This is a genomic window from Pseudomonas sp. N40(2020), assembly GCF_014472415.1.
Taxonomy (GTDB): Bacteria; Pseudomonadota; Gammaproteobacteria; order Pseudomonadales; family Pseudomonadaceae; genus Aquipseudomonas.
In genome coordinates this window covers 39,831-64,619 of record NZ_JACSZV010000021.1, presented here as the reverse complement: position 1 = coordinate 64,619, position 24,789 = coordinate 39,831, and the positions used below count along the sequence as shown (strand labels likewise).

General features: G+C 59.2%; 27 protein-coding genes and 4 tRNA genes. 13 read left to right on the top strand and 18 right to left on the bottom strand.

Annotated features, from left to right (window positions below; all coding sequences use genetic code 11):
- Position 1: 1 nt before the first annotated feature.
- The 3 genes from IAI51_RS15285 to yacG are packed head-to-tail and all read left to right on the top strand — an operon-like array spanning position 2 to position 1,691.
- Positions 2 to 874 (top strand): prepilin peptidase, encoded by an 873-nt coding sequence (locus IAI51_RS15285; protein WP_187679225.1) that lies wholly within the window; start codon positions 2 to 4, stop codon positions 872 to 874.
- Entirely contained in the window at positions 871 to 1,494 is a 624-nt protein-coding gene (coaE, locus tag IAI51_RS15280) for a dephospho-CoA kinase (protein WP_187679224.1), read from the top strand. The genes IAI51_RS15285 and coaE overlap by 4 nt, the downstream gene beginning before the upstream one ends.
- A complete protein-coding gene (gene yacG / locus IAI51_RS15275) occupies positions 1,491 to 1,691 on the top strand; it encodes a DNA gyrase inhibitor YacG (protein WP_007959585.1) in 201 nt (66 codons plus the stop codon). The genes coaE and yacG overlap by 4 nt, the downstream gene beginning before the upstream one ends.
- A 6-nt stretch (positions 1,692 to 1,697) precedes the next feature.
- On the opposite strand, the gene IAI51_RS15270 is transcribed toward yacG, so the two are convergent.
- From IAI51_RS15270 to IAI51_RS15260, 3 genes are all read right to left on the bottom strand, one after another.
- Positions 1,698 to 1,913: a hypothetical protein gene (locus IAI51_RS15270; protein ID WP_007959584.1), complete on the bottom strand. Its 216-nt coding sequence runs from the start codon at positions 1,911 to 1,913 to the stop codon at positions 1,698 to 1,700.
- Positions 1,914 to 1,978: 65 nt separating this feature from the next.
- Positions 1,979 to 2,668 carry an energy-coupling factor ABC transporter permease gene (locus IAI51_RS15265; protein WP_187679223.1) on the bottom strand — a complete coding sequence of 230 codons (690 nt, stop codon included), beginning with the start codon at positions 2,666 to 2,668 and terminating at the stop codon, positions 1,979 to 1,981.
- Complete coding sequence (locus tag IAI51_RS15260; RefSeq protein ID WP_222944172.1) at positions 2,665 to 3,114, bottom strand: FAD/FMN-containing dehydrogenase; 450 nt, start codon at positions 3,112 to 3,114, stop codon at positions 2,665 to 2,667. Before IAI51_RS15260 ends, IAI51_RS15265 begins: the two co-directional genes overlap by 4 nt.
- A gap of 148 nt (positions 3,115 to 3,262) precedes the next feature.
- Between IAI51_RS15260 and IAI51_RS15255 the strand changes: the two genes are divergently transcribed.
- The 5 genes from IAI51_RS15255 to IAI51_RS15235 all read left to right on the top strand — a co-directional run bounded on the left by IAI51_RS15255 (position 3,263) and on the right by IAI51_RS15235 (position 6,638).
- A complete protein-coding gene (locus IAI51_RS15255) occupies positions 3,263 to 3,889 on the top strand; it encodes a DUF1780 domain-containing protein (RefSeq protein ID WP_003228301.1) in 627 nt (208 codons plus the stop codon).
- Positions 3,886 to 4,413: an MOSC domain-containing protein gene (locus IAI51_RS15250; protein ID WP_187679221.1), complete on the top strand. Its 528-nt coding sequence runs from the start codon at positions 3,886 to 3,888 to the stop codon at positions 4,411 to 4,413. Before IAI51_RS15255 ends, IAI51_RS15250 begins: the two co-directional genes overlap by 4 nt.
- Before the next feature lie 51 nt (positions 4,414 to 4,464).
- The gene (locus tag IAI51_RS15245) at positions 4,465 to 4,638 is read left to right on the top strand and encodes a DUF3094 family protein (RefSeq protein WP_003228304.1); all 174 of its coding nucleotides are present in this window, start codon (positions 4,465 to 4,467) and stop codon (positions 4,636 to 4,638) included.
- Between the two features lie 63 nt (positions 4,639 to 4,701).
- On the top strand, positions 4,702 to 6,000 hold the full coding sequence (locus IAI51_RS15240) for an NAD(P)/FAD-dependent oxidoreductase (RefSeq protein ID WP_187679220.1): 1,299 nt from the start codon (positions 4,702 to 4,704) through the stop codon (positions 5,998 to 6,000).
- Positions 6,001 to 6,230: 230 nt separating this feature from the next.
- Positions 6,231 to 6,638 carry an EF-hand domain-containing protein gene (locus IAI51_RS15235; protein WP_187679219.1) on the top strand — a complete coding sequence of 136 codons (408 nt, stop codon included), beginning with the start codon at positions 6,231 to 6,233 and terminating at the stop codon, positions 6,636 to 6,638.
- Positions 6,639 to 6,760: 122 nt separating this feature from the next.
- Here IAI51_RS15235 and IAI51_RS15230 read toward each other — a convergent pair.
- The 7 genes from IAI51_RS15230 to rluD all read right to left on the bottom strand — a co-directional run bounded on the left by IAI51_RS15230 (position 6,761) and on the right by rluD (position 11,848).
- Positions 6,761 to 6,837: transfer RNA gene (locus IAI51_RS15230), tRNA-Pro, on the bottom strand.
- A gap of 97 nt (positions 6,838 to 6,934) precedes the next feature.
- Positions 6,935 to 7,010 (bottom strand) — tRNA-Lys (locus IAI51_RS15225).
- 5 nt (positions 7,011 to 7,015) lie between these two features.
- Positions 7,016 to 7,092 (bottom strand) — tRNA-Pro (locus IAI51_RS15220).
- 9 nt (positions 7,093 to 7,101) lie between these two features.
- Positions 7,102 to 7,177: transfer RNA gene (locus tag IAI51_RS15215), tRNA-Asn, on the bottom strand.
- A 295-nt stretch (positions 7,178 to 7,472) separates the two neighbouring features.
- On the bottom strand, positions 7,473 to 10,037 hold the full coding sequence (clpB, locus tag IAI51_RS15210) for an ATP-dependent chaperone ClpB (RefSeq protein ID WP_187679218.1): 2,565 nt from the start codon (positions 10,035 to 10,037) through the stop codon (positions 7,473 to 7,475).
- Positions 10,038 to 10,166: 129 nt separating this feature from the next.
- On the bottom strand, positions 10,167 to 10,889 hold the full coding sequence (gene pgeF / locus IAI51_RS15205) for a peptidoglycan editing factor PgeF (protein WP_187679217.1): 723 nt from the start codon (positions 10,887 to 10,889) through the stop codon (positions 10,167 to 10,169).
- Positions 10,886 to 11,848 (bottom strand): 23S rRNA pseudouridine(1911/1915/1917) synthase RluD, encoded by a 963-nt coding sequence (gene rluD, locus IAI51_RS15200; protein ID WP_187679216.1) that lies wholly within the window; start codon positions 11,846 to 11,848, stop codon positions 10,886 to 10,888. The genes pgeF and rluD overlap by 4 nt, the downstream gene beginning before the upstream one ends.
- A 151-nt stretch (positions 11,849 to 11,999) precedes the next feature.
- Here rluD and IAI51_RS15195 point away from each other — a divergent pair, with 151 nt between their 5' ends.
- The 4 genes from IAI51_RS15195 to IAI51_RS15185 all read left to right on the top strand — a co-directional run bounded on the left by IAI51_RS15195 (position 12,000) and on the right by IAI51_RS15185 (position 16,298).
- Entirely contained in the window at positions 12,000 to 13,016 is a 1,017-nt protein-coding gene (locus IAI51_RS15195; RefSeq protein ID WP_187679215.1) for an outer membrane protein assembly factor BamD, read from the top strand.
- Positions 13,017 to 13,142: 126 nt separating this feature from the next.
- On the top strand, positions 13,143 to 13,376 hold the full coding sequence (locus tag IAI51_RS27975; protein WP_262410350.1) for a PP0621 family protein: 234 nt from the start codon (positions 13,143 to 13,145) through the stop codon (positions 13,374 to 13,376).
- Positions 13,366 to 14,955 carry a sensor histidine kinase gene (locus IAI51_RS15190; protein WP_187679259.1) on the top strand — a complete coding sequence of 530 codons (1,590 nt, stop codon included), beginning with the start codon at positions 13,366 to 13,368 and terminating at the stop codon, positions 14,953 to 14,955. Before IAI51_RS27975 ends, IAI51_RS15190 begins: the two co-directional genes overlap by 11 nt.
- Positions 14,952 to 16,298 carry a sigma-54-dependent transcriptional regulator gene (locus tag IAI51_RS15185; RefSeq protein ID WP_187679214.1) on the top strand — a complete coding sequence of 449 codons (1,347 nt, stop codon included), beginning with the start codon at positions 14,952 to 14,954 and terminating at the stop codon, positions 16,296 to 16,298. The genes IAI51_RS15190 and IAI51_RS15185 overlap by 4 nt, the downstream gene beginning before the upstream one ends.
- A 111-nt stretch (positions 16,299 to 16,409) precedes the next feature.
- Here the strand turns inward: IAI51_RS15185 and thiO are convergent, their stop codons facing one another.
- Genes thiO through IAI51_RS15150 form a run of 7 tightly spaced genes read right to left on the bottom strand, consistent with a single transcriptional unit; the run spans position 16,410 to position 23,181 of the window.
- Complete coding sequence (gene thiO / locus IAI51_RS15180) at positions 16,410 to 17,510, bottom strand: glycine oxidase ThiO (RefSeq protein WP_187679213.1); 1,101 nt, start codon at positions 17,508 to 17,510, stop codon at positions 16,410 to 16,412.
- A 57-nt stretch (positions 17,511 to 17,567) separates the two neighbouring features.
- The gene (locus IAI51_RS15175) at positions 17,568 to 17,969 is read right to left on the bottom strand and encodes a type IV pilin protein (protein WP_187679212.1); all 402 of its coding nucleotides are present in this window, start codon (positions 17,967 to 17,969) and stop codon (positions 17,568 to 17,570) included.
- 15 nt (positions 17,970 to 17,984) lie between these two features.
- Entirely contained in the window at positions 17,985 to 21,074 is a 3,090-nt protein-coding gene (locus IAI51_RS15170) for a pilus assembly protein (protein WP_187679211.1), read from the bottom strand.
- Complete coding sequence (locus IAI51_RS15165; RefSeq protein ID WP_187679210.1) at positions 21,061 to 21,540, bottom strand: PilX N-terminal domain-containing pilus assembly protein; 480 nt, start codon at positions 21,538 to 21,540, stop codon at positions 21,061 to 21,063. The genes IAI51_RS15170 and IAI51_RS15165 overlap by 14 nt, the downstream gene beginning before the upstream one ends.
- 11 nt (positions 21,541 to 21,551) lie before the next feature.
- On the bottom strand, positions 21,552 to 22,265 hold the full coding sequence (locus tag IAI51_RS15160) for a PilW family protein (protein WP_187679209.1): 714 nt from the start codon (positions 22,263 to 22,265) through the stop codon (positions 21,552 to 21,554).
- Positions 22,262 to 22,711, bottom strand: a complete 450-nt coding sequence (gene pilV, locus IAI51_RS15155; RefSeq protein WP_187679208.1) for a type IV pilus modification protein PilV — start codon at positions 22,709 to 22,711, stop codon at positions 22,262 to 22,264. Before pilV ends, IAI51_RS15160 begins: the two co-directional genes overlap by 4 nt.
- Positions 22,708 to 23,181 (bottom strand): GspH/FimT family pseudopilin, encoded by a 474-nt coding sequence (locus tag IAI51_RS15150; RefSeq protein ID WP_187679207.1) that lies wholly within the window; start codon positions 23,179 to 23,181, stop codon positions 22,708 to 22,710. Before IAI51_RS15150 ends, pilV begins: the two co-directional genes overlap by 4 nt.
- 130 nt (positions 23,182 to 23,311) lie before the next feature.
- Between IAI51_RS15150 and IAI51_RS15145 the strand changes: the two genes are divergently transcribed.
- A complete protein-coding gene (locus tag IAI51_RS15145; RefSeq protein WP_187679206.1) occupies positions 23,312 to 23,866 on the top strand; it encodes a GspH/FimT family protein in 555 nt (184 codons plus the stop codon).
- Here the strand turns inward: IAI51_RS15145 and ispH are convergent.
- Positions 23,838 to 24,782, bottom strand: coding sequence for a 4-hydroxy-3-methylbut-2-enyl diphosphate reductase (gene ispH / locus IAI51_RS15140; protein ID WP_187679205.1), 945 nt, complete (start codon positions 24,780 to 24,782; stop codon positions 23,838 to 23,840). The two genes, IAI51_RS15145 and ispH, sit on opposite strands and share 29 nt — an antisense overlap.
- Positions 24,783 to 24,789: the final 7 nt, after the last annotated feature.

Sequence of the window (24,789 nt, the reverse complement as noted above, 5' to 3'; positions counted from 1 at the left end):
CATGCCTATCGACGAACTGTTTGTCCTCTACCCGCTGGCTTTTGTTTTCACCACGCTGTTGCTTGGGCTGGTGGTCGGCAGCTTTCTCAATGTGCTGGTCTGGCGTCTGCCAAAGATGCTCGAGCGTGACTGGCGCCAGCAGGCCCAGGACGTACTAGGCCTTCCCGGCGAAACGCCGCTGCCGACCTACAACCTGATGCTGCCCCACTCCGAGTGCCCGCACTGCGCGCATCGAATCCGCGCTTGGGAAAACATTCCGCTGCTCAGTTATCTGTGGCTGCGCGGACGTTGTTCCGCGTGTGCCGCGCCGATCAGTAAACGCTATCCGCTGACGGAACTGGCCTGCGGCCTGCTCTCGGCGTTCATTGCCTGGCACCTGGGATTCGGCTGGCCGGCTTGCCTGTTGATCTTCCTCACCTGGGGCTTGCTGGCGATGAGCTTGATCGACACAGATCACCAATTGTTGCCCGACGTGCTGGTCCTGCCCTTGTTATGGCTGGGGCTGATCGTCAACAGTTTCGGGCTATTCGTGCCGTTGCACGATGCACTATGGGGCGCGGTGGCCGGTTATCTGGCGCTGTGGTCGGTGTTCTGGCTGTTCAAACTGCTGACCGGCAAGGACGGCATCGGCCACGGTGATTTCAAGCTGCTGGCGCTGCTCGGCGCCTGGGGTGGCTGGCAGATTTTGCCGCTGACGATCCTGCTGTCATCGCTGGTGGGCGCGATCATCGGAGTGATTTTGCTGCGCCTGCGCGACCAGGAAACCTCGACGCCAATCCCGTTTGGCCCCTATCTGGCAATTGCCGGCTGGATTGCCTTGCTCTGGGGTGGTCAAATAACCGACTTCTATTGGCAGTTTGTCGGTTTGAAATGAATACCCCTGTGGAAAAACCCTGGATTCTCGGCCTGACCGGCGGCATCGGCAGCGGCAAAAGCGCGGCGGCCCAGCACTTTATCGACCTCGGCATTCATGTGGTCGACGCTGATCATGCGGCGCGCTGGGTGGTCGAACCGGGGCGTCCGGCGCTGGTGAAGATTGCCGAACACTTTGGCGCTGGCGTGTTACAAGCGGACGGAACGCTGGATCGCGCCGCGCTGCGCAAACTGATCTTTGAGGTTCCGGAGGAACGCCGCTGGCTCGAAGCCCTGCTGCATCCGTTGATCGCCGAGGAAATCGCCCATCACCTGGCGCTGGCAAAATCGCCTTACGCGATTCTGGTGTCACCGCTGCTGATCGAATCCGGGCAATACGCAATGACTCAGCGCATCCTGGTGATCGACGCCCCGCAACAACTGCAGATCGAACGCACCTTGCAGCGTGACCAGACCAGCGAACAGCAGGTTCAGGCGATCCTCAAGGCCCAGTCGAGCCGCGAAGACCGTGTGAGCCGTGCCGACGACGTGGTGGTCAACGATCGCGACCTCGCCTGGCTGCACAGCGAGGTCGAGCGCCTGCATGACTTTTACCTGACTTTAAGTGGAGGCCAATCATGAGCCAGATCCCAACCGTAGAATGCCCAACCTGCGGCGCACCCGTGGAATTCACGCCAGAGAACAAATTCCGCCCGTTCTGCTCCGATCGCTGCAAGCTCATCGACCTCGGTGCGTGGGCCTCCGAGGAACACAAGATTCCGGTCGCCCCGGATGCCGAAGATGAACTGTTTTCCGGCGACTTCGACCCACGTCACTGATCCCGCTCAAGGACGCATGAAGCCGTAGTCCTGATCGTCGTCGAGGTTTTCCGCCAGAAAGCGCAACTCGTCGGCAAGGTCTTCGGCATTGCGCACAGCCTTGCTCTGTTGCACCACTGCACTGAGCAAGGCGCGCAGGCTCAGTCCCGGATCAAACCCCACCTCCTGCGCCATCTCCAGACTCTGCCGTGTTTCCTGTCTCGCCCACTCGTACACACTCATGCCGCTGCTCCTGAAGGGATTTGCACGAGCATGAAATGACGCTTGCCGGGCTGGTTTGATGTGGATCAAGACTTCGGATCGTCGTCCTTCCACGGCGCCGAAAGGTAGCGCGTTCGATTGAAGGTCTCCAGCCACTCAGGGCTGAACACCACCAGCGCACTGATCACCACACCGTTGATGAATGCCTCGGGAAAAATGATCAGCCACAGGTAGCCAATGAAGTCTTCCAGCCACTCCGGCATGGCAAAGAGGCCGTCGTACCAGAGCAGCGTCAGGCTCAACAGCAGGCACATCAACGCCGACAACGCAGCCGCCAGAAACCCGGAACAGAAGATATACACAAATGGATTGCGCGGCTGAGCTCGCTCGACGAGGATCGCCACGCACTCGGTAATCAGCACCGGCAGCAGAATAAACAAAGCGCCATTGACCCCAAGCGCCGCGAGATCCTGACGCCCGAGCAGCACCAGGCCGATCTGAGCAATCAACCCGCCGACAATCGCCAGCGGCCAGTCCAGTAGCAACGTTACGGCCGTCATGCCGATGAAGTGATAAGACACACCGGTGTCGAAATCCCTGCGCACCAGCCACAACAGAAACAACGCGAATACGGTGCCGAACAACAAGTGCTGACGGCGGATGTCGCTGAACAACTCGACCCAAGGTGCGCGAAAGATCGCCCAGAGCAGCACCGGCAGATAAATCAGCCAGCCCACTACCAGGCTTTCAGTCGACAGCACCTCGACACCGATCATGGCCGCGCCTTCTCCAGCGCCTCGCGCAGTTGGGTAGCGTTGGCGTACTCATGCTGTTCGAGCAGCCGACCGTCCTTCAATTGCAGCCACAACACCTGCCCTTCTGCGCCGGGATAGCGCGACGCGACCCGCCCCTCACGGTCGAGCATGACCCGGTAGCTGTAGTCCCGCATGGCAGGCACGGCGAACATTTTGGCGATCAGCGCCGGCATGCGCTGGATGTCCGCAACGAACACCGCGTGGCGCGCCTCCAGATAGCCCTTGGGCTGATCTTTCATGGCTTCCTTGATCAGCTTGGCGCCATCCATGTCCCGCGCCACCAACAGCGTCGTAGTGCTGTTATCGAGCGTGTAGGCCTGATCGTACTGATCCAGCAGCGTCCAGGGGGCAAGTCGCTCGCCGTTTTCGAGGGCGTGGGCCCACAGCGGGACAAGAGCAAACACCATTAGCCAGCGAAATTTCACGATAAGTCCCCTTGGTTTGACGTAATGACTCGGCTGTATTGAGTCTACACCGCCATTCTCGACTGCCCACTGACGTACTTTGCCACGCAAGGCTTTCTGCTTGTCGCATTTGAACGCTAAGCTTGGGCCTATGGATGACTCAGATTATTTACGCCTGCTGACCATCGCGGCCGAGCAAGCCAACGCGTTCCTGTCCAATGCCCGCAAATGGGAGCGTGAGCGTTGGGTCTGCCAGCGCCTGCTGCAAGGCCTGAACATTCCCTACCGGGCCGACGAGTTCGCCCCTGCTGGCGAGCCGCCGGACGTGCTGTTTCGTGATGCCAATTTCGAGGTGTTTTTCGTTCTCGATGAAGGCCGCAGACTCAACGACGAATGGCGCGACGAATTGCAGCGGCGACGCAGTGCGTTCTCCCTCAGCCAACTGGTGCGCCGCGAAGCCAAGCCGCGCCGGATTCCGGCCAATGAATTCCTGCTCAGACTGGCGCCGACCTTGCGCAAAAAAGCCCACAACTACAAGGAGCGTGGCATGGATCTGGGCGAACTGGATATCATCGCCTTCGCCAGCCTCAAGCGCGAAGTGCTGGATCTGAACAGCCACTTTCCACCACCGACCGAATATTTGCGTCAGGGCTGGCGCTCGCTGTCCCTTGTCGGCCCGACATTCGCCCGCGTGCTGTTCGCCCACCCCGATGCACCGGACTTTCTACGTAGCAACCTTGGAAGAAGCATCGTGTTTGATGTTGGAATCAGCCTGTGACACCGCTTCAGCAATTGATCGCCGACGTGCCACAAACCGGCCGAGTGCGCTGGATTGGCGTGCGACCCGAATCCCGTGGGCCAATGATCGAACTCGATGCTGTGGAAGCGCGGCTGGAAGCCGGACTGACTGGCGATCACGCCCGCCCCGGCGTGCGCAACGCGCGGCAGGTGACGCTGATCCAGTTTGAACACCTCGCGGTGATCAGCGCGCTGATGGGCCGCCCGGCCGATCAACCGGTCAAACCTGAAGATCTGCGGCGCAATCTCGTTATCAGTGGGATCAACCTGTTCAGCCTCAAGGGTCGGCGCTTTCGCATCGGTCAGGCAATTTTCGAGACCACCGGCTGGTGTCAGCCTTGCGCCCGCCTGCAAAACAACCTCGGCCCTGGCACTTTTCAAGCGGTGCGCGGGCATGGCGGAATCACCGCACGGGTGTTAAAAAGCGGGATCATTCGCCTCGATGACGGTGTGTCTGTCGAACCGGTTCCGGACAGCGGCTATGCTGCGTTCAACCCCGGTTGAAAACCGCTGTAGCTTCTGCACATTCAGCAACGTCTACCTGACGAGGCCTTTATGACCAGCCGCCTGAACCCCGAAGACCAAAAGCATGTCGAAGAGTACCTGCAATTGTCCCAACACCGTGTCGAGCGCCGGCCTTTCCGGCCGTGGATGCTCCTGGTGCTGGTGCTGGCAGTGACCATTGGTCTTGGCCTGTTGAGCCGACTTATAAGTTATCTGACGCTATGAGCTGCCTGGCGCTCGCGAAGATAACCGCACCGATTTCCTTTAAAAACCTTGCGAGTTATCCCTATGTCCCATCGTATTGTTATTGTCGGCGGCGGCGCCGGCGGTCTGGAGTTGGCTACCCGTCTGGGTAAGACTCTGGGCAAGCGCGGCACGGCCAGTGTGATGCTGGTCGACGCAAACCTGACGCACATCTGGAAACCGCTGTTGCATGAAGTGGCCGCCGGATCGCTGAACTCTTCCGAAGACGAACTCAACTATGTTGCCCAGGCCAAATGGAACCACTTCGAGTTCCAGTTGGGGCGCATGAGCGGGCTTGATCGTGCCGCGAAGAAAATTCAGCTAGCCGCCACCTACGACGAAAACGGCGTGGAACTGGTGCCGGCCCGCGAAGTGGCCTACGACTCGCTGGTGATCAGCGTCGGCAGCACCACCAACGATTTCGGCACCCAGGGTGCGGCGCAGCACTGCCTGTTCCTCGACACCCGCAAACAGGCCGAGCGCTTCCACCAGCAACTGCTCAACCACTATCTGCGTGCGCACGCCGGGCAAACCGATGTGGTCGAACAGATCAGCGTGGCGATCGTCGGTGCCGGCGCCACGGGCGTCGAACTGGCGGCAGAACTGCACAACGCCGCCCATGAGCTGGCGGCTTACGGTCTGGACCGGATCAAACCGGAAAACATGCACATCACCCTGATCGAAGCCGGGCCACGGGTGCTGCCGGCCCTGCCGGAGCGCATCAGCGGGCCGGTACACAAGACCTTGGAGAAACTCGGGGTCAACGTGATGACCAATGCGTCGGTGAGCGAAGTTACCGCCGACAGCCTGATTACCGCCGACGGCAACGAGATCAAGGCGAGCCTGAAAGTCTGGGCGGCCGGCATTCGTGCGCCGGGTTTCCTCAAGGACATCGACGGCCTGGAAACCAACCGCATCAATCAACTGCAAGTTTTGCCGACGCTGCAAACCACCCGGGATGAAAGCATTTTCGCCTTCGGTGACTGCGCCGCGTGCCCGCAACCGGGTTCGGATCGCAACGTGCCGCCACGTGCGCAAGCTGCGCACCAGCAGGCATCCTTGCTGGCCAAATCGCTGAAGCTGCGCATCGAAGGCAAGACTCTGCCGGAGTACAAGTACACCGACTACGGCTCGCTGATTTCGCTGTCGCGTTTTTCGGCTGTGGGTAACTTGATGGGCAACCTGACCGGCAGCGTGATGCTTGAAGGCTGGCTGGCGCGGATGTTTTACGTGTCGCTGTACCGCATGCACCAGATGGCACTGTACGGGCCATTCCGCACGGCGATGTTGATGCTCGGTAGCAAGATTGGTCGCGGGACTGAGCCTCGTCTGAAGCTGCATTGATGTAAGAACTGTGGGAGCGAGCAAGCTCGCGCCCACAGTGTTTTATGTTGATTGGGAGATATGTTTCTGACTGTATCTCCGCCCCACCTTCCCCACCTTCGCTTACAAACTCCCCCGCTCCACGACACAGTCGCGATACACCGCCACCGCCTAATGGCCTCACCCGAGCACCTCTGCTCCGGATGTCGTCCTTAACGTGTGGTTGCACTGTGCAACCGTAGGAGAATGTAATGTCCCGTACTTCGACTCTCGGTAAAAAATCCATTGGCCTGATCGGCGCCGCACTGGCGGGTGGTCTGATGCTGTCCGGCTCGGTGTTTGCCGCCCAGCCACTGGCCCAGGGCTATATGGTTGCCTCGGCAGAAACATCGGTAAAGACACCGGAAGGCAAATGCGGTGAAGGCAAGTGTGGCGATGCGTCGATGGCCAAGACCGACTCCGATGGCGACGGCAAGGTTTCCCGTGCCGAATTCCTCAAAGTCGCGCCGAAATCTGATTTCGACAAGATTGACACCAACCATGACGGTTTCATCGACGAGCAAGAGGCCTACAACAACGTGAAGGCCAACTTCGAAGCCAATGGCAAGAAGATGCCCAAGGGCCTGTTCGAGCATCTGAAAGACCAAGACGGCGTCTGATTCGCTGAAAGCAAAAAGCCGCGCCCTCCCTGAAGGAGGCGCGGCTTTTTTACGTCTGATGCCAGGCCCTGACCGCCAGACAAAAAAAATCCCCGTATCTTTCGATACGAGGATTTTTAATATGGTCGGGGTAAGGGGATTCGAACTCCTGACATCCTGCTCCCAAAGCAGGCGCGCTACCGGACTGCGCTATACCCCGGTAAAAAAAAGGCGACCTTTCAAAGATCGCCTTCTTCGATCAGCGCTTTTGGCATCTGATCTTAAGATTCGATCCCAGTGCAAACTGGTTTCAAAAATGGTGGGTCGTGTGGGATTCGAACCTACGACCAATTGGTTAAAAGCCAACTGCTCTACCAACTGAGCTAACGACCCAAAAATGGTCGGGGTAAGGGGATTCGAACTCCTGACATCCTGCTCCCAAAGCAGGCGCGCTACCGGACTGCGCTATACCCCGGTTTGAAATTGGCTCCGTGACCAGGACTCGAACCTGGGACCCAATGATTAACAGTCATTTGCTCTACCGACTGAGCTATCACGGAACTACATATTTCAATTTACAACGGTGAAACTTACAGCTCTTAGACGCCGTTCGCATCGCTGCGTTCGTGTGTCTGAGGCGCGCTATTCTACAACCTAGATCACCTCTGTCAACCCCCTAAATTGCTTTCAAGTTAATGATTTGCAACTTATTTCAGATTCCTGCTCAGTGAGCTGAAACCTTGTGGGTGACTGACTGCGGGGCGCACTTTACAAGCCTTTTCCTTTGAGTTCAACAGCCTGGCGAAAAAAAGGCCTCGCAATGCGAGGCCTTCCTTATTTCATTGACGCTGCGGCTCAGTCGAAAACGATTTCGTCGCTCACAACGGCGCCGGTCGCCGTCGCGCCGGGCAGGAAATGCCCCGACAGGATCAACTGCGCCAGCGGGTTTTCGATCCAGCGCTGGATCGCCCGTTTCAAAGGACGAGCGCCATAGACCGGGTCGTAACCGACAGCAATCAACTTGTCCATCGCTTCCGGGCTCAGCTCCAGCTTAAGCTCACGCTCGGCCAGACGACTGCGCAGGCGGCCCAACTGGATCTCGGTAATGCCCGCGATCTGATCCCGCGCCAGAGGCTCGAAGATCACCACTTCGTCGACCCGGTTGATGAACTCCGGCCGGAAGTGCGACGTCAGCGCATCCATTACGGCTGCACGCTGGGCTTCACGATCACCGACCAGTTCCTGGATCTGCGACGAACCGAGGTTCGAGGTCATGACGATCACAGTGTTGCGGAAGTCCACCGTACGGCCGTGGCTGTCGGTCAGACGCCCGTCCTCAAGCACTTGCAGCAGAATGTTGAACACATCCGGATGCGCCTTCTCGACTTCGTCCAGCAGGATCACCGAGTAAGGCTTGCGCCGAACCGCCTCGGTCAGATAACCGCCCTCTTCGTAACCGACGTATCCCGGTGGCGCACCGATCAAACGAGCCACGGAATGTTTCTCCATGAACTCGGACATGTCGATCCGCACCATCGCCTCTTCAGTATCAAAGAGGAATTCGGCCAACGCCTTGCACAGCTCGGTTTTACCGACACCGGTCGGACCGAGGAACATGAACGAGCCACTTGGACGATTAGGGTCAGACAGGCCGGCGCGGGAACGCCGTACCGCGTTGGCCACCGCCACTACCGCTTCGTCCTGACCGATCACACGCTGGTGCAACAGGCTTTCCATCTTCATCAGCTTGTCGCGCTCGCCTTCGAGCATTTTCGACACCGGAATGCCCGTCCACTTCGACACAACTTCGGCGATCTCTTCTTCAGTCACCTTGCTGCGCAGCAACTGGTTTTCGCTCTTGCCGTGCTGGTCGACCATTTGCAGGCTGCGCTCCAGATCCGGGATCACCCCATACTGCAACTCGGCCATGCGGTTCAGATCACCTTTACGGCGTGCGGCTTCCAGTTCCTGACGGGACTGTTCGATCTTCTGCTGAATCTGCGCAGAACCCTGTACCTCGGCTTTTTCCGAGTTCCAGATTTCTTCCAGATCCGAATACTCACGCTCAAGACGAACGATTTCTTCCTGGAGTTTTTCCAGACGCTTCATCGCCGCTTCATCGCTTTCTTTCTTCAGGGCCTGTGATTCGACCTTCAACTGAATCAGGCGACGCTCAAGACGATCAAGCACTTCCGGCTTGGAGTCGATCTCCATGCGGATACGGCTGGCAGCCTCGTCGATCAGGTCGATGGCCTTGTCTGGCAACTGCCGATCAGTGATGTAACGATGGCTGAGCTTGGCCGCCGCGATGATCGCGCCGTCAGTGATCGCAACCTTGTGGTGAACCTCGTAACGTTCCTTGAGGCCACGCAGGATCGCGATGGTGTCTTCTTCACTCGGCTCATCCACCAGCACTTTCTGGAAGCGCCGCTCAAGTGCCGCGTCCTTCTCTATATATTGGCGGTACTCGTTGAGTGTGGTCGCGCCGACACAGTGCAACTCGCCACGCGCCAGCGCTGGCTTGAGCATATTGCCGGCATCCATCGAGCCCTCGCCCTTGCCCGCGCCGACCATCGTGTGCAGTTCGTCGATGAACAGAATGATCTGCCCTTCCTGCTTCGACAGCTCATTGAGCAGCGATTTCAGGCGTTCTTCGAATTCACCGCGGTACTTGGCACCCGCAATCAGCGCACCCATATCCAGCGACAGCAGACGCTTACCCTTGAGGCCGTCCGGCACTTCGCCGTTGATGATGCGCTGGGCCAGACCCTCGGCAATCGCGGTTTTACCCACGCCAGGCTCACCGATCAGCACCGGGTTGTTCTTGGTGCGGCGTTGAAGAACCTGAATGGTGCGACGAATTTCGTCGTCACGCCCAATCACCGGATCGAGCTTGCCGTCTTCGGCACGCTTGGTCAGGTCGACGGTGTACTTGTCCAACGCCTGACGCGACTCTTCGTGGTTGGCATCATTGACGGCGTCGCCACCGCGCAGGTTGTTGATCGCGTTTTCCAGGGCCTTTTTGCTCACGCCTTGGCCGAGCAGCAACTTGCCGAGCTTGCTGTTTTCGTCCATCGCGGCGAGCAGCACCAGTTCGCTGGAGATGAACTGGTCGCCCTTCTGCTGGGCCAGACGGTCAGCCTGATTGAGCAGGCGCGCCAGATCCTGCGACATGTTGACGTCGCCGGTGGGGTTCTGGATTTTCGGTAATTGATCGAGCTCTTTGGTCAGCTCTTTTCGCAAGCTGTTGACGTCAAAACCCACTTGCATCAGCAGGGGTTTGATCGAACCACCCTGCTGTTCAAGCATGGCCTGCATCAAGTGCGCCGGCTCGATGGCCGGATGATCGTGGCCGACAGCCAACGATTGGGCGTCGGATAATGCCAACTGTAATTTACTGGTTAAACGGTCTATACGCATGGGTCACCTTCCTTTTGAGCAGGCCGGACCTAAAACCATCCTGAATAAAGAAACCTGCCAGATACCACTGTAGATGCGGTCGATTCTGCGAGATTCAAGCGGCGGAGAGTTGATGCAGGTCAGGCAAGTCTAGCGGGTGAGCCAAACTAAAGAGGCTAACCGACCGGTGCGCGACGCACGGCGATAAGAAAAGAAGCGCGGATCGGTCACGGTGCAGAAACCACCGCCGTAAACCGCAGTGACACCACGAACTGCCAGACGCAGGCGCGCCAGCTTGTAGATGTCGGCCATGAACTTGCCCGGATTGTGGCTAGGGACAAAGGCAGTCGCCGCTTCGGGCAGTTGATTGATGAAGACTTCCCGAACTTCCGGGCCGACTTCAAAGGCTTGCGGGCCAATGGCAGGGCCAAGCCAGACCAGAACGTCTTGCACCGGGACATCGAGCGTATCGAGCGTGGCTTCGAGCACACCTGCCGCCAGACCGCGCCAACCGGCGTGAGCCGCCGCAACGCGGGTACCGTCGCGATCACAGAACAGCGCTGGCAAGCAGTCGGCCGTCATTGCAGCGCAGGCGATGCCCGGGGTGGCTGTCCAACTGGCGTCGGCAGTCGCAACAACGGCAGGATCCGCATGCGCCACGGCAATGCCGTGGACTTGCTGCAACCAGGCAGGCTTTATAGAGAAGTGATCAGTCAAACGCCGACGGTTCTCGGCAACAGCCTCGGGACGATCATCAACATGATCGCCCAGATTGAGGCTGTCGAACGGCGCCTCGCTGACACCACCCTCACGGGTGGTGACACAGGCCCTGACGCTGGCCGGCGCAGGCCAGTCCGGCGTCAGCCAGTTCATCCGATGAAGGCCTCGCGATCCTGCTTGAGCAGGGTCAGCAGCCAGACGAAGTCTTCCGGCAACGGAGATTCCCAGCTCATGCGCTCACCGCTCGTCGGATGATCCAACTCAAGGAAACGCGCATGCAGAGCCTGTCGCGGGAAGTTCTTGAGGGTTTCGACCATGTTCAGGTTCGCAGCAGGCGGAATGCGGAAACGACCGCCGTACGCAGGATCGCCGACCAACGGGAAGTTGATGTGCGCCATGTGAACACGGATCTGGTGGGTACGACCGGTTTCCAGTTTCACCCGTACATGGGTGTGGGAACGGAAACGCTCCAGCACGCGGTAGTGGCTGACGGCAGGCTTGCCGCCTTCCATCACTGCCATGCGCTGACGCTGCTGGCCGTGACGGCCGATCGGGGCGTTGATCTTGCCACCGGCGGTCACCACGCCAATCACGATGCACTCGTAGATCCGGCTCACGCTGCGACTCTGCAATTGAGTCACAAGCTTTGTCTGCGCCTGAATGGTCTTGGCTACCACCATCAAACCGGTGGTGTCCTTGTCCAGACGATGCACGATACCGGCGCGCGGGACATTGATAATGTCCGGCACGTGGTGCAGCAAGGCGTTAAGCAAGGTGCCATCGGCGTGACCGGCAGCCGGATGCACCACCAGGCCCGCAGGCTTGTTGATCACCAGAATGTCGTCATCTTCATAGACGATGTCGAGCTCGATGTCCTGGGCGATCCACTCGCCCTGGGCTTCCTGCTCGGCAGTCAGCTCAAGGATGGCACCGCCATGCACGATGTCGCGCGGGCGGATGACCGCCCCGTCCACAGTCAGGCGACCTTCTTTGATCCAGGCGGAAAGGCGCGAGCGTGAGTGCTCAGCGAAGAGTTGGGCGGCGACTTGATCGAGGCGTTGGCCGCCCAATTCGGACGGCACCTCTGCGCGAAGTTCAATTTTATCGGACATGCTCTGACTGGGCGTCGGCACAGCTTTTGGTTTCGGCTGCGCGCTTGTGGTTAAATACGGCGTCTTTTGCCCCGAGGCTTTTCAACGGGGCGCTCATCATAACAGGACGGCCCCGCCCAAGACAGCGGCCGTCATAGGGACGCAAGCCGCCATGCAAGTGAAACACCTGCTGCTGATCGCCATCCTCGCATTGACCGCTGCTTGCTCATCGAAGGAAGTCGTAGACGAAAACCTCAGCGAAGCCGAGCTGTATCAGCAGGCTCAGACTGACCTGGACAACAATAGCTACACCAGCGCCACAGCCAAGCTGAAGGCTCTGGAGTCGCGTTATCCGTTCGGTCGCTACGCCGATCAGGCACAGCTGGAGCTGATCTACGCCAACTATAAAAACGCCGAACCGGAAGCTGCAAAGTCCGCCGCCGAGCGTTTCATTCGTTTGCATCCGCAGCACCCGAACGTGGATTACGCGTATTACTTGAAAGGTCTGACTTCCTTCGACCAGGACGTCGGCCTGCTGGCGCGCTTCCTGCCGCTGGACATGACCAAGCGTGACCCGGGCGCTGCCCGCGACTCCTACAACGAGTTCGCCCAGCTGACCAGCCGCTATCCGAACAGCCGCTACGCGCCGGACGCCAAGCAGCGCATGATTTACCTGCGCAACCTGCTGGCGGCCTACGAAATCCACGTGGCCGACTATTACCTGACCCGTCAGGCGTACGTTGCCGCTGCAAACCGTGGTCGTTATGTCGTGGAAAACTTCCAGGAAACCCCATCGGTCGGTGACGGCCTGGCGGTGATGACCGAAGCCTATCAGCGTCTGCACCTGGACGAACTGGCGGCCAGCAGCCTGGAAACCCTGAAGCTCAACTACCCGAACCACCCTAGCCTGCAAGATGGCCAGTTCGTGCCAAGGGTTGCCGAAGCCGACAACCGTTCGTTCCTGAGCAAGGCAACTTTGGGTCTGATCGAATCGCGTCCACCGCTGCCGCCGGGAGAGACCCGCGCCAACCAGGACGTGCAGAAGCAGTTCCAGGACGCGAAAGACGCGATCCCGAACGAGCTGAAGCCTAAAGACGAGAACGGTGACGTGATCGAAGAGCCGGAGCCTGAGTCGAGCGACACCGACCGTTCCTGGTTCAGCTACATGACTTTCGGCGTGTTCGACTGATCGCACCGGATGCACAGAAAAGGGAGATCTTCGGATCTCCCTTTTTCATGACCGCGCTTTAATAGGCTGTGCGCTTGTCATGTCCTTGGCTAAACTGCCGGATCATCAGTCGAAAAGCCGCTCATCATGCTTCGTTTATTGTTCTGGATTGCCCTGATTTTCGCTGCGATATGGTTGTGGCGTAAATTCAAGGCCCCCGCCTCATCCGCACAATCTCCCCGCGAGCAGGACGCCGCGCCGATGGTGCGCTGTGCCCATTGCGGCGTGCACCTGCCCCGCGACCGCGCGCTGAACCTTCAACAACAGTGGTACTGCAGCCAGGCTCATCTTGAGCAAGGCCCTGGTTCCAGTGATCGCTGAGGCCGCCAACGCCGACAGCAAACAGGCTCAGCGTCTGCTGCGCCTTTATCATCTCTACCGTTTAAGTGTCGGCATCACCCTGGTGCTGCTGATCTCCAGCAACATGGACAACCGCCTGCTGACGTCGGCCAACGACGATCTGCTGCGCGGCGGCAGCTGGCTGTATCTGGTGCTGAACATTCTTCTGGTAGTGTTTCTTGAAAACACCCGGCGGCCCGCGCAACTGTTCAGCCTGGCGCTTGTCGATGTGCTGCTGTTGTGCGGTTTGTTCTTCGCGGCGGGCGGTGTCGCTAGTGCCCTCGGCAATTTGCTGGTGGTCTCGGTGGCGATCAGCAACACCCTGCTGCGCCGACGCATCGGCCTGCTGATTGCCGCCATCGCTGCGCTCGGTATTGTCGGTTTTAGTTTTCTGCTCAACTTCAGTCATCCGCTGAGCGCCAATGAATACCTGCAAGCGGGCACCCTCGGTGCTTTGTGTTTTGCTGCCTCGTTGCTGGTTCAGGGTCTGATCCGGCGCCTTGAAGTCAGTGAGACTCTGGCTGAGCGACGGGCCAGCGAGGTGGTCGGCCTTGAAGCCCTTAACGCGCTGATTCTGCAACGCATGCGCACCGGGATCCTGGTGCTCGACGAACAGCGCCGCGTCCAACTGGCCAATCAGAGCGCCCAGACCTTGCTCGCGCAGTCGCACCTTCAAGGCCATTTGATCGACGATTATTCGCCCGCGCTAGTCGATCGCCTGCAACTGTGGATGAACAACCCGACCCTGCGCCCGCAAAGCCTGAAAATCCCCGGCAACGGCCTGGAACTGCAGCCAAGCTTCATCGCCCTCGAACAGAGCCCCAATCAACAGACACTGGTGTTTCTCGAAGACCTCGCACAAATCGCCCAACAGGCCCAACAACTGAAACTCGCCGCGCTCGGGCGCCTGACCGCCGGTATCTCCCACGAAATTCGCAATCCGCTGGGGGCCATCAGTCACGCCGCACAGCTATTGGGGGAATCCGAGGAACTCGATGGCGCGGATCGGCGTCTGACGCAGATCATTCAAGATCACTCACAACGCATGAACCGAGTCATCGAAAACGTCCTGCAACTGTCCCGCCGCCAACAGAGCGCCCCGCAACGGCTGGATCTAAAGCCGTGGCTGGAAAACTTTGTCGCAGAAAGCCGCGAGCAGGCCACCGAGCGCCAGCAGATCCATCTGCGGATCAACTCGGGCGACTTCACCACCCTGATGGACCCCAACCAGCTCACGCAAATTCTCGACAATCTTCTACGCAACGGCTGGCGCCACAGCGCCCTGCTGCATGAGCATGCTGAAGTCTGGCTGTATCTGTTCATGGATCTCGACAGCCAGCTGGCAGTGCTCGAAGTGCAGGACAACGGCCCCGGCGTGGCGCTCGATGAACAGGCTCATCTGTTCGAACCGTTCTTCACTACCAGCAGCCAGGGCACCGGCCTTGGGCTTTATCTGTCCCGTGAGCTGTGCGAAAGCAACCAGGCGCGCCTAGACTTCAAATCACGCCAAGGCGGCGGCTGCTTTCGCATCACCTTTGCTCACGGACGGAAACAAAGTTGAACACCAGCCCACGGCAAAAAGTCCTCATCGTCGACGACGAACCGGATATCCGCGAACTCCTGGAAATCACCCTGGGACGGATGAAACTCGACACCTTCAGCGCACGCAATCTTGGCGAAGCCCAAGCGTTGCTGCAGCGCGAGGCCTTTGACCTATGCCTGACCGACATGCGCCTGCCCGACGGCACGGGGCTGGAACTGGTGCAGCACATCCAGCATCGTTATCCCCAGTTGCCGGTGGCGATGATTACCGCGTATGGCAGCCTCGAAACGGCGATCAACGCGCTGAAGGCCGGCGCTTTCGACTTTCTCACCAAGCCGGTGGATCTCACACGATTGCGCGAACTGGTCGCAACAGCGCTGCGCATGCCGGCGGTGGGCGGCGTTTCTGTCTCGATTGATCGACGATTGCTTGGCGATTCATTACCGATGCGCACGCTGCGCAAGCAAATCGATAAACTGGCTCGCAGTCAGGCGCCGGTGTACATCAGCGGCGAATCCGGCAGCGGCAAAGAGTTGGTTGCGCGACTGATTCACGAACAAGGCCCGCGTGCCGGCCAACCGTTTGTGCCGGTCAATTGCGGGGCGATTCCTTCGGAGCTGATGGAAAGCGAGTTTTTCGGCCATCGCAAAGGCAGTTTCACTGGCGCGGTCGAGGACAAGCCGGGGCTGTTTCAGGCCGCACACGGCGGCACGTTATTTCTTGATGAAGTGGCAGACTTGCCACTCTCGATGCAGGTCAAGTTGCTGCGGGCGATTCAGGAAAAAGCCGTGCGCAGCGTTGGCGGCCAGCAGGAAACCGTGGTTGATGTACGAATACTCTGTGCCACGCACAAGGATCTCGATGCAGAAGTTGCCGCCGAGCGTTTTCGCCAGGATCTGTATTACCGGCTCAACGTGATTGAACTGCGCGTGCCGTCCCTGCGCGAGCGCCGCGATGACATTGAAGTGCTGGCGGCTCACATGCTCCAGCGCTTGGCCAAAGACACCGGGCAACCAGCTACGCGCCTGCATCCGCAGGCGTTGGAAGCGCTGAAAAATTATCGCTTTCCGGGCAATGTGCGGGAATTGGAGAACGTTCTCGAACGCGCGCACACCTTGTGTGAGAACCGCGTGATCGAGGCTGAAGACCTGCGCTTGAGCGAAGGCAACTGCGCGGCGGATGGCGGGATTGCGGACTTGACGCAGATCGACAATCTGGAGGATTACCTGGAGAGCGTCGAGCGCAAACTGATCCTGCAGGCGCTGGAGGAAACCCGCTGGAACCGCACGGCGGCGGCGCAACGGTTGAGTCTTTCGTTCAGGTCGATGCGCTACAGGCTGAAAAAACTCGGTCTGGATTGAGGGCCTCATCGCGGGCAAGCCCGCTCCCACAGGGTTTTCGGTTACTCCACGAACACTGTGGGAGCGGGCTTGCCCGCGATGGCCGCCTAACAGACACCAGAGGGTATCTGACTAGATGCGGCCTTCTGGCGCATACGGCGCCGGATCAATAATCGGCGTGCGCCCCAACATTACATCGGCAAACAACTGACATGACGCCGGCGCCAGCACCAACCCATTTCGGTAATGCCCACAGTTGAGCCACAAGCCATCAAACCCCGGCACTCGGCCAATATAAGGAACCCCCTCAGGCGAACCCGGACGTAACCCGGCCCAATGCCCGACCACTTCGGCCTCCGCCAGCGCTGGCAACAACTCCACCGCCGAGGCTTTCAGGCTTTCCAGCGCAACATCGGTCGGCGTCTTGTCGTAGCCCTCATGTTCCAGCGTGCTGCCGATCAGGATATGCCCGTCGCGACGCGGAATCGCATAACGGCCCTTGGCCAACACCATGCTCGGCAAGAAATCAGCCGCGCATTTGTAGAGGATCATCTGGCCTTTGACTGGCTGCACCGGCAGCGTCAGGTTAAGCGTCTTGAGCAAATCACCGCTCCACGCACCCGCCGTCAGCACCACCTCATCGCCCTTGATCACGCCAGTGGCGGTTTGCACACCAACAACCCGCTCACCCTCACGAACAAACCCGCTGACCTCGCACTGCTCGTGAATGATCACGTTCGGCAGCGCCTGCAATGCCGCTTTCAGCGACTTCACCAGACGCGGGTTTCTTACGTTGGCCACATCAGCCATGTAGATCGCCCGCGAGAAACCACCGCCAAGTACCGGCACCGCGTCATGGGCCGCCGAGATATCCACAGCCCGCAGGGGCCGGTTCTCCCGCTCAGCCCAGGCCAGCGCTTCGGCTTCGTCGTCCAGATCCAACCAGTACAGGCCTGTGGTGTGAACCTCGGGATCTACACCGGTATCAGCAAACAATCGCTCGCCGAGCTGTGGATAAAAATCCTGCGACCAATGCGCCAGCGCGGTGACTGCCGGGCTGTAGCGCCACGGATACAGCGGAGAAACGATGCCGCCGCCCGCCCAGGACGATTCCTGGCCGACGTTCGAGCGATCCAGCAGCACCACGCTGCCCACTTCGGAGGCGAGATTGTAGGCGGTCAGCAGGCCAATCACCCCGCCACCGACAATCACCACTTGCTGTTGCCTGGTCATGTTTGATCCAACCGTAAAAAAGACAGTGGGCGCAAAAGGCGCCCGAAAGAATACGCCTCAGCGGCCCCAGCAATCCTTGGTGGTCAGCCCGGTAGTCGCATTGCTCATGCTTCTGACACCCGTGTTGGTCAGGGTGAAATCACCGCACTTGTCGGTGGCCATGGCCGTGCCCGACTTGCGTGTGGCAGTCAGCAGGAAAGTTTGGTCAGTGATCGTCGGCGTGATGGTGTAGAAATCGTTGCCCGCACTCAGACCAGTGATGCCGGTGTAGAGATTGTTTCTGGTGTAGAAACGTTCGAGGCTCTGCGCCTGTTCCGACAGTAGCGATACAACTTCGGCGCGCCGACCCTTCTTCACGTATTCGGTATAGCTTGGAATGCCAATGGTGAGCATGATCCCGATGATCGCAATCACGATCATGATTTCGATCAGGGTGAAGCCTCGGTTGGATCTGCTCATGCCTCAAACTCTCACTTACTGTATTTGTCGCCACATGATACGACGGCTGCCGCCGCCGCCCTTTTCTACAACCAACGTGATGGTGCCACTGCTGTCCGTCGTGACCTTGCCTGTGCCGGCATTGATAATGGCGTTCAGGGTCGGAATGCCCCCGGTAAAAACCACACCGCTGGAAATAGTGTCGGAGCTGTTGACTACTCCATCGGCATTGGTGTCGATCACGGCATAGTTGAGCATCTTACCGCTGAAAGCATCGAGTTCGACCAGTTTGCCTGTACCAAAACTCGCACAAGGGTCAGTGGTATCGACACTCGCCGTAGTGAAGACGATACGACCCAGCACGATACTCGCCTGATTGATGACCCGCTCGCCGGTCAGCACGTTGTTATACACCAGCGGCAGATACCAGCCCTTCTCCCCCGGATACGTCGTGTCATTCTGCGTTGTGGTCAGGAATTGCCCGGAGCTGCCGGAGAATGAGCCGGTTATCGCCTGTGGCTGCAAACTGCTGACTGTGAGCTGTCCCGAGCCGCCATCGGCATCCCACACCGAGTAAAACGCCTGCAAATCCTTGTTGGTCTTGTCTGCCGTTTCGTTGAATTTACCGGTACCGACGAAAATCTGTTTGCCACCCAATGAATTGTCCGCCAGCAAGGGTTGCGCGGTGATCGGCTGAGTCGCGCCGCCCGCCGTGGTGAACAGCGGTTTGCCGGAAAACGCCACGCCCCAGCTGTCCGTCGACGTGGCACTCAGATCAAACTTCCACAACCGCCCTTTCAAGTCACCGCCGTAAGCCGCCTGCACCACATTTTGCGAATTGACCTTGAGCTTCACCGACGACAGACCGTTGGTGGTTTCTGAACTGTCGATCACGATTTTCTTGATCAGCGAGCCATCGCGCACATCCAGCACGTACAACGCTGCCACGCCGGAGTTGCTGCCGTAGCCGTTGGAAATGAACGCCGCCCAGCGACCATCGGCCAAGCGTGCCACTTCCGGCCGCGCGTAGGCATAACCCAGATCATTGAAAACGTTGGCGGTGTTCGCGGTCGTTGGCCCACTGACTTCCCACAGCGCACGCATCACGTTGCCCGCCGAAGCGTCGAACAGTTGCAGCGCGTAGAACGTCTTGCCACCGGCACCGGTGCCGCCGATGGCAAGAGTCTTCCAGGCGCTGTTGAGTTGCGCGTCATATACCCCGACCTGGCCATCCACCAGAAACTTGTGACTGACACCGTTGATGTAGGTCGGATCGGCAATCAACCGCAGAGACGGCAACACACTGGACGGCATATAGGCGTAACGCCGAGTGCCGTTGGCCGAATTGATGACATTGACGAAACCGTCGTTGGCATTCACCACCAGGCTGGTGTTCATATTCGACGCTTTGGTGTTCAAGTAGGAGGTATAGGTGGTGTCGCCAGACAGATCGGAGGCGGTTTTATCCGTAGGTGACGCGAGTACCAGCGGCGAGTTGATGATGTCGCCCAACAACACGTTGCGCACCTTGAGTCCGGCCTTGTTGGTGCCTTTGCTCCACTCGACCAGATCGATACCCGTGATACCGGTGGGCAATCCCTGACTGAGCGTCGTCTGCTGCGTGGCGGAAAAATTACCATAAGCAAGCGTCACGGCAGCGTTGCTGGCGGTGTTCCACGATTGATAAGTCGGCACAGTTGCGCCCGGCACAATAGTCGTGTCCGTGGTCCACTGTGCCGTCGACGTATTCACCGCTCCAGCCGATGTAAAGCCAAAAGACTTGATGGTGCCGCGCCAATCCTTGGGGTCGTAAGTGGTCTGGTAAAAACTGCTGCTACTGGTCAGCGTGGTTCCGCTGGTGACGCCGGCGCCGCCTGAGCCCGACTTGGAAGTGATGTCACTCAGTGCCGACGACAATGCCGCGTTCAGGCCGGTGCTGTCGGTTGCCTGATAGTACTTGCCCTGCCCGTAACTCGCCGCGTCAGAGAGCATGTCGTTGTCAGCAGCGAAACCCACGGTGTAGGTGTTCATGTTCTGTTTGGGAAAATCCACTGCGTTCCAGCTCTTGCCCGCCGCATCATTGCCGGTCGAACGCATGTCGATATCGAAAGCGAACTTGGCGATATCGTCCAGATACAGCGTGTTGCCCTCGCTGTCGCCATTGAGGTTATTGCCGTCATTGTTGACCCCGTCCCAGTTCGGCAAGCGGCTGCCGCCCAGCGGGTCGTTGCTCGGGAAGGTACGGTCAAAGGTGGGCAAACCGTCGGTAATCACCACACCATAATTCTTCTGACAACGGTATTGGATCGGGCTGGTGTAAGTATTCGGCGTGTTGTTGTAATACGGCGCCATGCCGCGCATGTAGCGGGTGATTTCGTAATAGGTTTCCGCCAATGGCGTGTTGGCCACGGCACTCAGATTGTTAATGGCTGAAATAAGCGCGTTGTAGTTGGTATCGGCCTGGCCCTGGGTCACGCTGCCGGAAACCGGTGACATGTCGGTGATGGTGCGGGCGATGTAACCGCCATTGCCCGAGTTGTTGTTGGTGGCCGGGTTGAATGTCGACAGACCGATGCGCAACGTCCTGTTGCTTGTGACCAGTGCCGTGGAGACGTTGCGCGCAACGTTGATGCGGTAATCGTTGGGAATCGCCCCATTAGTGAAGTCGCGGGTGCCGTTGTTGATCGCAAGACTGACCACGTAGGCAATGTAATCCCCTGAGTAACGCGTGTTGCCGTTGCCCACCGGGTCCGGCAGTTTCAGACACAGCGGCGCCAGGCTGTTGTTGTAGAACGCATACGCCCCACCGGAGCATCCGGAGGTTGGAAGGCTCGATAAAAACACGGTATCGCCGGTAATCGCTGGCGCATTCAGGGCCGAGCACAACCCGAGGAATGCATTGCACTCCCGGGCCGGCGTGCGGTCAGCGGTCGGATCGAATCCCGCTGCATAAATGATGCTGTTCATACTCCCCGAGTCATCGATCAGCAGCATGACGTTCGGCGCCACTGCCGCAGCGCTCAGCAGCGGCGAATCGGACGGCGTAAATGCATAGGCAGGCGCCGTCAGATAGAAACTCAGCAACATACCGATCAGCAGCGATGCGTAGCGTTTAATACTTCGCATAGACACTCTCCACCACGCTACGCGAAGTGCCGACGATCCCGACAGCGGTCACTCGATACAGCGTCGCCGAGGTGTTGCTCGGCACATTCACGGCGGTCAGCGTCGTGCCGATGTTCTGCACGCCATAGAACCCGCTCCCGGCGGCGATCCAGGTCACGCCGGACGTCGAATTGAGCCCTGCCGCACTGACCACCGATGACTCCGCAGGCGGCGCACATTGCGCCGTGCCGCTGCATACGGCCAACGAGTAGCTGTCCAGTTGCACCGCACTCTCGCCCACACGCAACGCCGCTTCGGCGGTCTGGAACGACTGGTTGCGCAGGCTCACGCTGCCGGCCATTTTCTCCTGCAGGTTGGCACTCTGCATCGACGACAGGCCAATCACTGTGAGCAACAACAGAAACACCAGACTGACCAGCAACACCATGCCGCGCTGGGTCTGACGTTGATGGAGAGAAATCCTCATCGCCCAGGCCCTCACTGCAAGCGGTTGCGCAAAGCGGCAACCACGTTGAAGGTTTGATTGGCGACCCGACTGTTCGGATCGTTGAGAGTCAGGCTCAGGCGCACACTGCGAATACGCGCCGGATCGCTGGGGTTGGCGCTGTAAGTCGAGGCGGCTACATCGGTCGCGGAACTGGCCAGACCGAACGTCACGTTAAAGGCACTGACGTTGTTAACCAGCACCTGCTGGCTCGGTGTGCCGCTGCCGGTGCCCATCAGGATCTGGTTGTTGCTGAAGCTGTAGACAAGACGCCGGATCGGGAAGGCGATTTGTCCGCTCGCCGCGCTGCGCAACCCGGTATAGGCCGTCGCGCTGTTGCGGCAATCGGAGACCACAGTCCAGGTGGGAGTGCCACCAGCGCTGCCGACGTCAGCGGTCACCAGCGTCAACTTGAGATTGGCGTTGTCCCAACTGATCGGCGTGATCTGCGCGGCGCTGAAGTCACCGGCGGAGCTTGAATCCGTGATCGTGCCCAGACAACCGAACATTCCGACCATGCGCAGTTCCTGAATCATTTTGCTCAGCACAAAGCGTGCGTCTTCCTGCATGGCGGCAGCACTGTTCTGGCTGACGTAGGTGTTCTTCGCAGCGAGGAAAGTTTGCACCACTCCCAGCACCACGATCAGCCCGAGCGCCAGGGCGATGAGCATTTCGATAAGGCCGAAACCGCGGTTATGGCGCTTCATGGCGTGGCCACCGGATCTACCGTGGCGCGACTGGTCAGGACAAAGCTGCGCGTAGTGCCGGCGGCATTCGCTGCACGTGAGTCATTCCAGTTGATTGTGATCGTGTACACCCGCTGATTGCGGGCGATCGTGCCGGTGGCGGTCGGCCCGCCGAAGTTGACGATGTTGGTAGCGAAGTCGTAGAGGTCCTGATCCCGGGCAACACTGAGGTTTCCTGACGTCGGTGGCGTGACGGTGTAGTCGGCGCCGGAGTTGGCGCGGATGCGGTCCATCATGTCGTAGGCGATGAAACTGGCCTGACTGGTCATACGTGAACTGTCGGTGTACTTCAGTGCATTCATTTGCACCGCCGCCGCGCCCAACAGCCCGACCGTCAGAATCAGCAACGCGACCAACACTTCGATCAGCGTCATGCCCTGCTGAACGCCCTTGCTCCCTGGCCTCATCCGCAACTTCCACCCAATTGAATTCGTCCGTTCAAACACACGTTAAGCGTCCTGCTTTGCGTTCCCAGCGTGTAGCTGATGACCACCGCCGTCGAGGGTGCGGCCAGACCGCCAAGGTTGTTGAAATCCAGCGCGGTCACTCCAAAGGTTAGCGTCAGAGTTGCGCCGCTGCTCATCGCCGGAACAACCCGCAACACATTGGCCGGATTGCCAGTACTGTCGTAGACCGACAGTTCGCCGGTCCAGACGCTGCCGCCAGCCGTCGGTCGCAGCCGCGTCGTCACGCCTCGATCAATCGCTTCCAGACGGGCGAAATTGATGGCCCGTTGCAGGTCGCCCATTTCGGTATCGGCCTTGCTGCCTTGTATCGAACGGGTGAACGCAGGCACCGCCAGGGTGATCAGGATCACGAATATCGCGACCGCGACCAGCAACTCGATCAGCGTGAAACCTTTTGTACGATGATCCATCGATGCCCTCCGTTGCCGTCGGCTATACCTGCTTGTACACGCTAGAACATTCAACCGGACTCTGTCGGTTGATTTGCCCTGCCCGGCGCACGGAGCGCGCCGCTCATCACACTCCATGGAGGGAGTTTTCATGTCGCAACAGGGTTTCAGCCTGATAGAACTGCTTATGGGACTGGCGATTGGCGCAATTGTTCTGCTGCTGGTCAGCCCGGCGTTTGCCACACTCACCGAGTCGAACCATCGCCATCAGGCTGCGCAATCGCTGCTCGACGGTATTCGCAACGCTCGAACGTTAGCGATCACGCACAATCAAAGCGTGGTCATTCATGGCATCGACGGCGACTGGAGCCGGGGCTGGCGGATCATTCTGGATATCAGCGGCAAGGGGCCGGAGGACAGCAGCAATCCACTTCTGGTCGAACGCGCGAGCGATCAGCGAATTCCAATTGCCGGTAACTGGTGGGTGAGTCGCTATATAAGGTTTGGAAGCTTGGGTAAGCCGCTGATGCCCGGGCGGATGTTTCAGGCAGGAAAACTACATATTTGCTCGGTAAACGAGCCGGTCAGCCAGCTCCAGGTGGTGCTGGCGGCGACCGGTCGAGTGCGCCTGGCCAGCGAAAAAGCTGAGCAGGCGCTGTGCCAAAAGAACAAAAGCGTCAGATCGAACGCACGCGCAACTCTTTAGGCATCGAGAACGTGATGTTCTCTTCGCGGCCGGCGAGCTCATCGGCACCGGTAGCGCCCCAGGCCTGCAATTGCTGAATCACGCCACGCACCAGCACTTCCGGCGCGGAAGCACCGGCGGTGATGCCAATACGCTCGACGCCATCGAACCAGCTCTTTTGCATGTCTTCGGCGCCGTCGATCAGGTAGGCCGGCGTAGCCATGCGTTCAGCCAGCTCACGCAAGCGGTTGGAGTTGGAGCTGTTCGGGCTGCCGACCACCAGCACCACGTCGCATTCGTCGGCCAGTTGCTTGACCGCATCCTGACGATTTTGCGTGGCGTAGCAGATGTCGTCCTTGCGCGGGCCGCCGATGGCCGGAAAACGTGTGCGCAGGGCGTCGATAACACGACTGGTGTCGTCCATCGACAGGGTGGTCTGGGTGACGAACGCCAATCTTTCGGGATCGTTCACCTGCAATTCAGCCACATCTTTCTCGTCCTCGACGAGGTAGATGGCGCCGCCATTGCTGGCGTCGTACTGACCCATGGTGCCTTCGACTTCCGGGTGACCGGCGTGGCCAATGAGGATGCATTCACGACCGTCGCGGCTGTATTTCGCGACTTCGATATGCACTTTGGTCACCAGCGGGCAGGTGGCGTCAAAGACTTTCAGGCCACGGCCAGCGGCTTCGGTACGCACAGCCTGGGATACGCCGTGGGCACTGAAGATCACGATGACGTCGTCCGGCACCTGATCCAGTTCTTCGACGAAGATGGCGCCACGGCTGCGCAGGTCTTCGACCACGAACTTGTTGTGCACCACTTCATGGCGCACGTAGATCGGCGGCCCGAAGACTTCAAGGGCGCGGTTGACGATTTCGATCGCCCGGTCCACACCGGCACAGAAGCCACGGGGGTTGGCGAGTTTGATTTGCATGCTGTGC

Bases quoted from the DNA above. Each gene is read 5' to 3' on its own strand.
- IAI51_RS15175 (WP_187679212.1), bottom strand. From the start codon at position 17,969: ATGAGCAGATCCAACCGAGGCTTCACCCTGATCGAAATCATGATCGTG.
- thiO (WP_187679213.1), bottom strand. From the start codon at position 17,510: ATGACCAGGCAACAGCAAGTGGTGATTGTCGGTGGCGGGGTGATTGGC.
- IAI51_RS27975 (WP_262410350.1), top strand. From the start codon at position 13,143: ATGCTTCGTTTATTGTTCTGGATTGCCCTGATTTTCGCTGCGATATGG.
- IAI51_RS15160 (WP_187679209.1), bottom strand. From the start codon at position 22,265: ATGAAGCGCCATAACCGCGGTTTCGGCCTTATCGAAATGCTCATCGCC.
- pgeF (WP_187679217.1), bottom strand. From the start codon at position 10,889: ATGAACTGGCTGACGCCGGACTGGCCTGCGCCGGCCAGCGTCAGGGCC.
- yacG (WP_007959585.1), top strand. From the start codon at position 1,491: ATGAGCCAGATCCCAACCGTAGAATGCCCAACCTGCGGCGCACCCGTG.
- IAI51_RS15145 (WP_187679206.1), top strand. From the start codon at position 23,312: ATGTCGCAACAGGGTTTCAGCCTGATAGAACTGCTTATGGGACTGGCG.
- ispH (WP_187679205.1), bottom strand. From the start codon at position 24,782: ATGCAAATCAAACTCGCCAACCCCCGTGGCTTCTGTGCCGGTGTGGAC.
- IAI51_RS15240 (WP_187679220.1), top strand. From the start codon at position 4,702: ATGTCCCATCGTATTGTTATTGTCGGCGGCGGCGCCGGCGGTCTGGAG.
- IAI51_RS15170 (WP_187679211.1), bottom strand. From the start codon at position 21,074: ATGCGAAGTATTAAACGCTACGCATCGCTGCTGATCGGTATGTTGCTG.
- IAI51_RS15195 (WP_187679215.1), top strand. From the start codon at position 12,000: ATGCAAGTGAAACACCTGCTGCTGATCGCCATCCTCGCATTGACCGCT.
- rluD (WP_187679216.1), bottom strand. From the start codon at position 11,848: ATGTCCGATAAAATTGAACTTCGCGCAGAGGTGCCGTCCGAATTGGGC.
- IAI51_RS15235 (WP_187679219.1), top strand. From the start codon at position 6,231: ATGTCCCGTACTTCGACTCTCGGTAAAAAATCCATTGGCCTGATCGGC.
- IAI51_RS15245 (WP_003228304.1), top strand. From the start codon at position 4,465: ATGACCAGCCGCCTGAACCCCGAAGACCAAAAGCATGTCGAAGAGTAC.
- IAI51_RS15260 (WP_222944172.1), bottom strand. From the start codon at position 3,114: ATGGTGTTTGCTCTTGTCCCGCTGTGGGCCCACGCCCTCGAAAACGGC.
- IAI51_RS15285 (WP_187679225.1), top strand. From the start codon at position 2: ATGCCTATCGACGAACTGTTTGTCCTCTACCCGCTGGCTTTTGTTTTC.
- IAI51_RS15270 (WP_007959584.1), bottom strand. From the start codon at position 1,913: ATGAGTGTGTACGAGTGGGCGAGACAGGAAACACGGCAGAGTCTGGAG.
- IAI51_RS15255 (WP_003228301.1), top strand. From the start codon at position 3,263: ATGGATGACTCAGATTATTTACGCCTGCTGACCATCGCGGCCGAGCAA.
- clpB (WP_187679218.1), bottom strand. From the start codon at position 10,037: ATGCGTATAGACCGTTTAACCAGTAAATTACAGTTGGCATTATCCGAC.
- coaE (WP_187679224.1), top strand. From the start codon at position 871: ATGAATACCCCTGTGGAAAAACCCTGGATTCTCGGCCTGACCGGCGGC.
- IAI51_RS15265 (WP_187679223.1), bottom strand. From the start codon at position 2,668: ATGATCGGTGTCGAGGTGCTGTCGACTGAAAGCCTGGTAGTGGGCTGG.
- IAI51_RS15165 (WP_187679210.1), bottom strand. From the start codon at position 21,540: ATGAGGATTTCTCTCCATCAACGTCAGACCCAGCGCGGCATGGTGTTG.
- IAI51_RS15150 (WP_187679207.1), bottom strand. From the start codon at position 23,181: ATGGATCATCGTACAAAAGGTTTCACGCTGATCGAGTTGCTGGTCGCG.
- pilV (WP_187679208.1), bottom strand. From the start codon at position 22,711: ATGAGGCCAGGGAGCAAGGGCGTTCAGCAGGGCATGACGCTGATCGAA.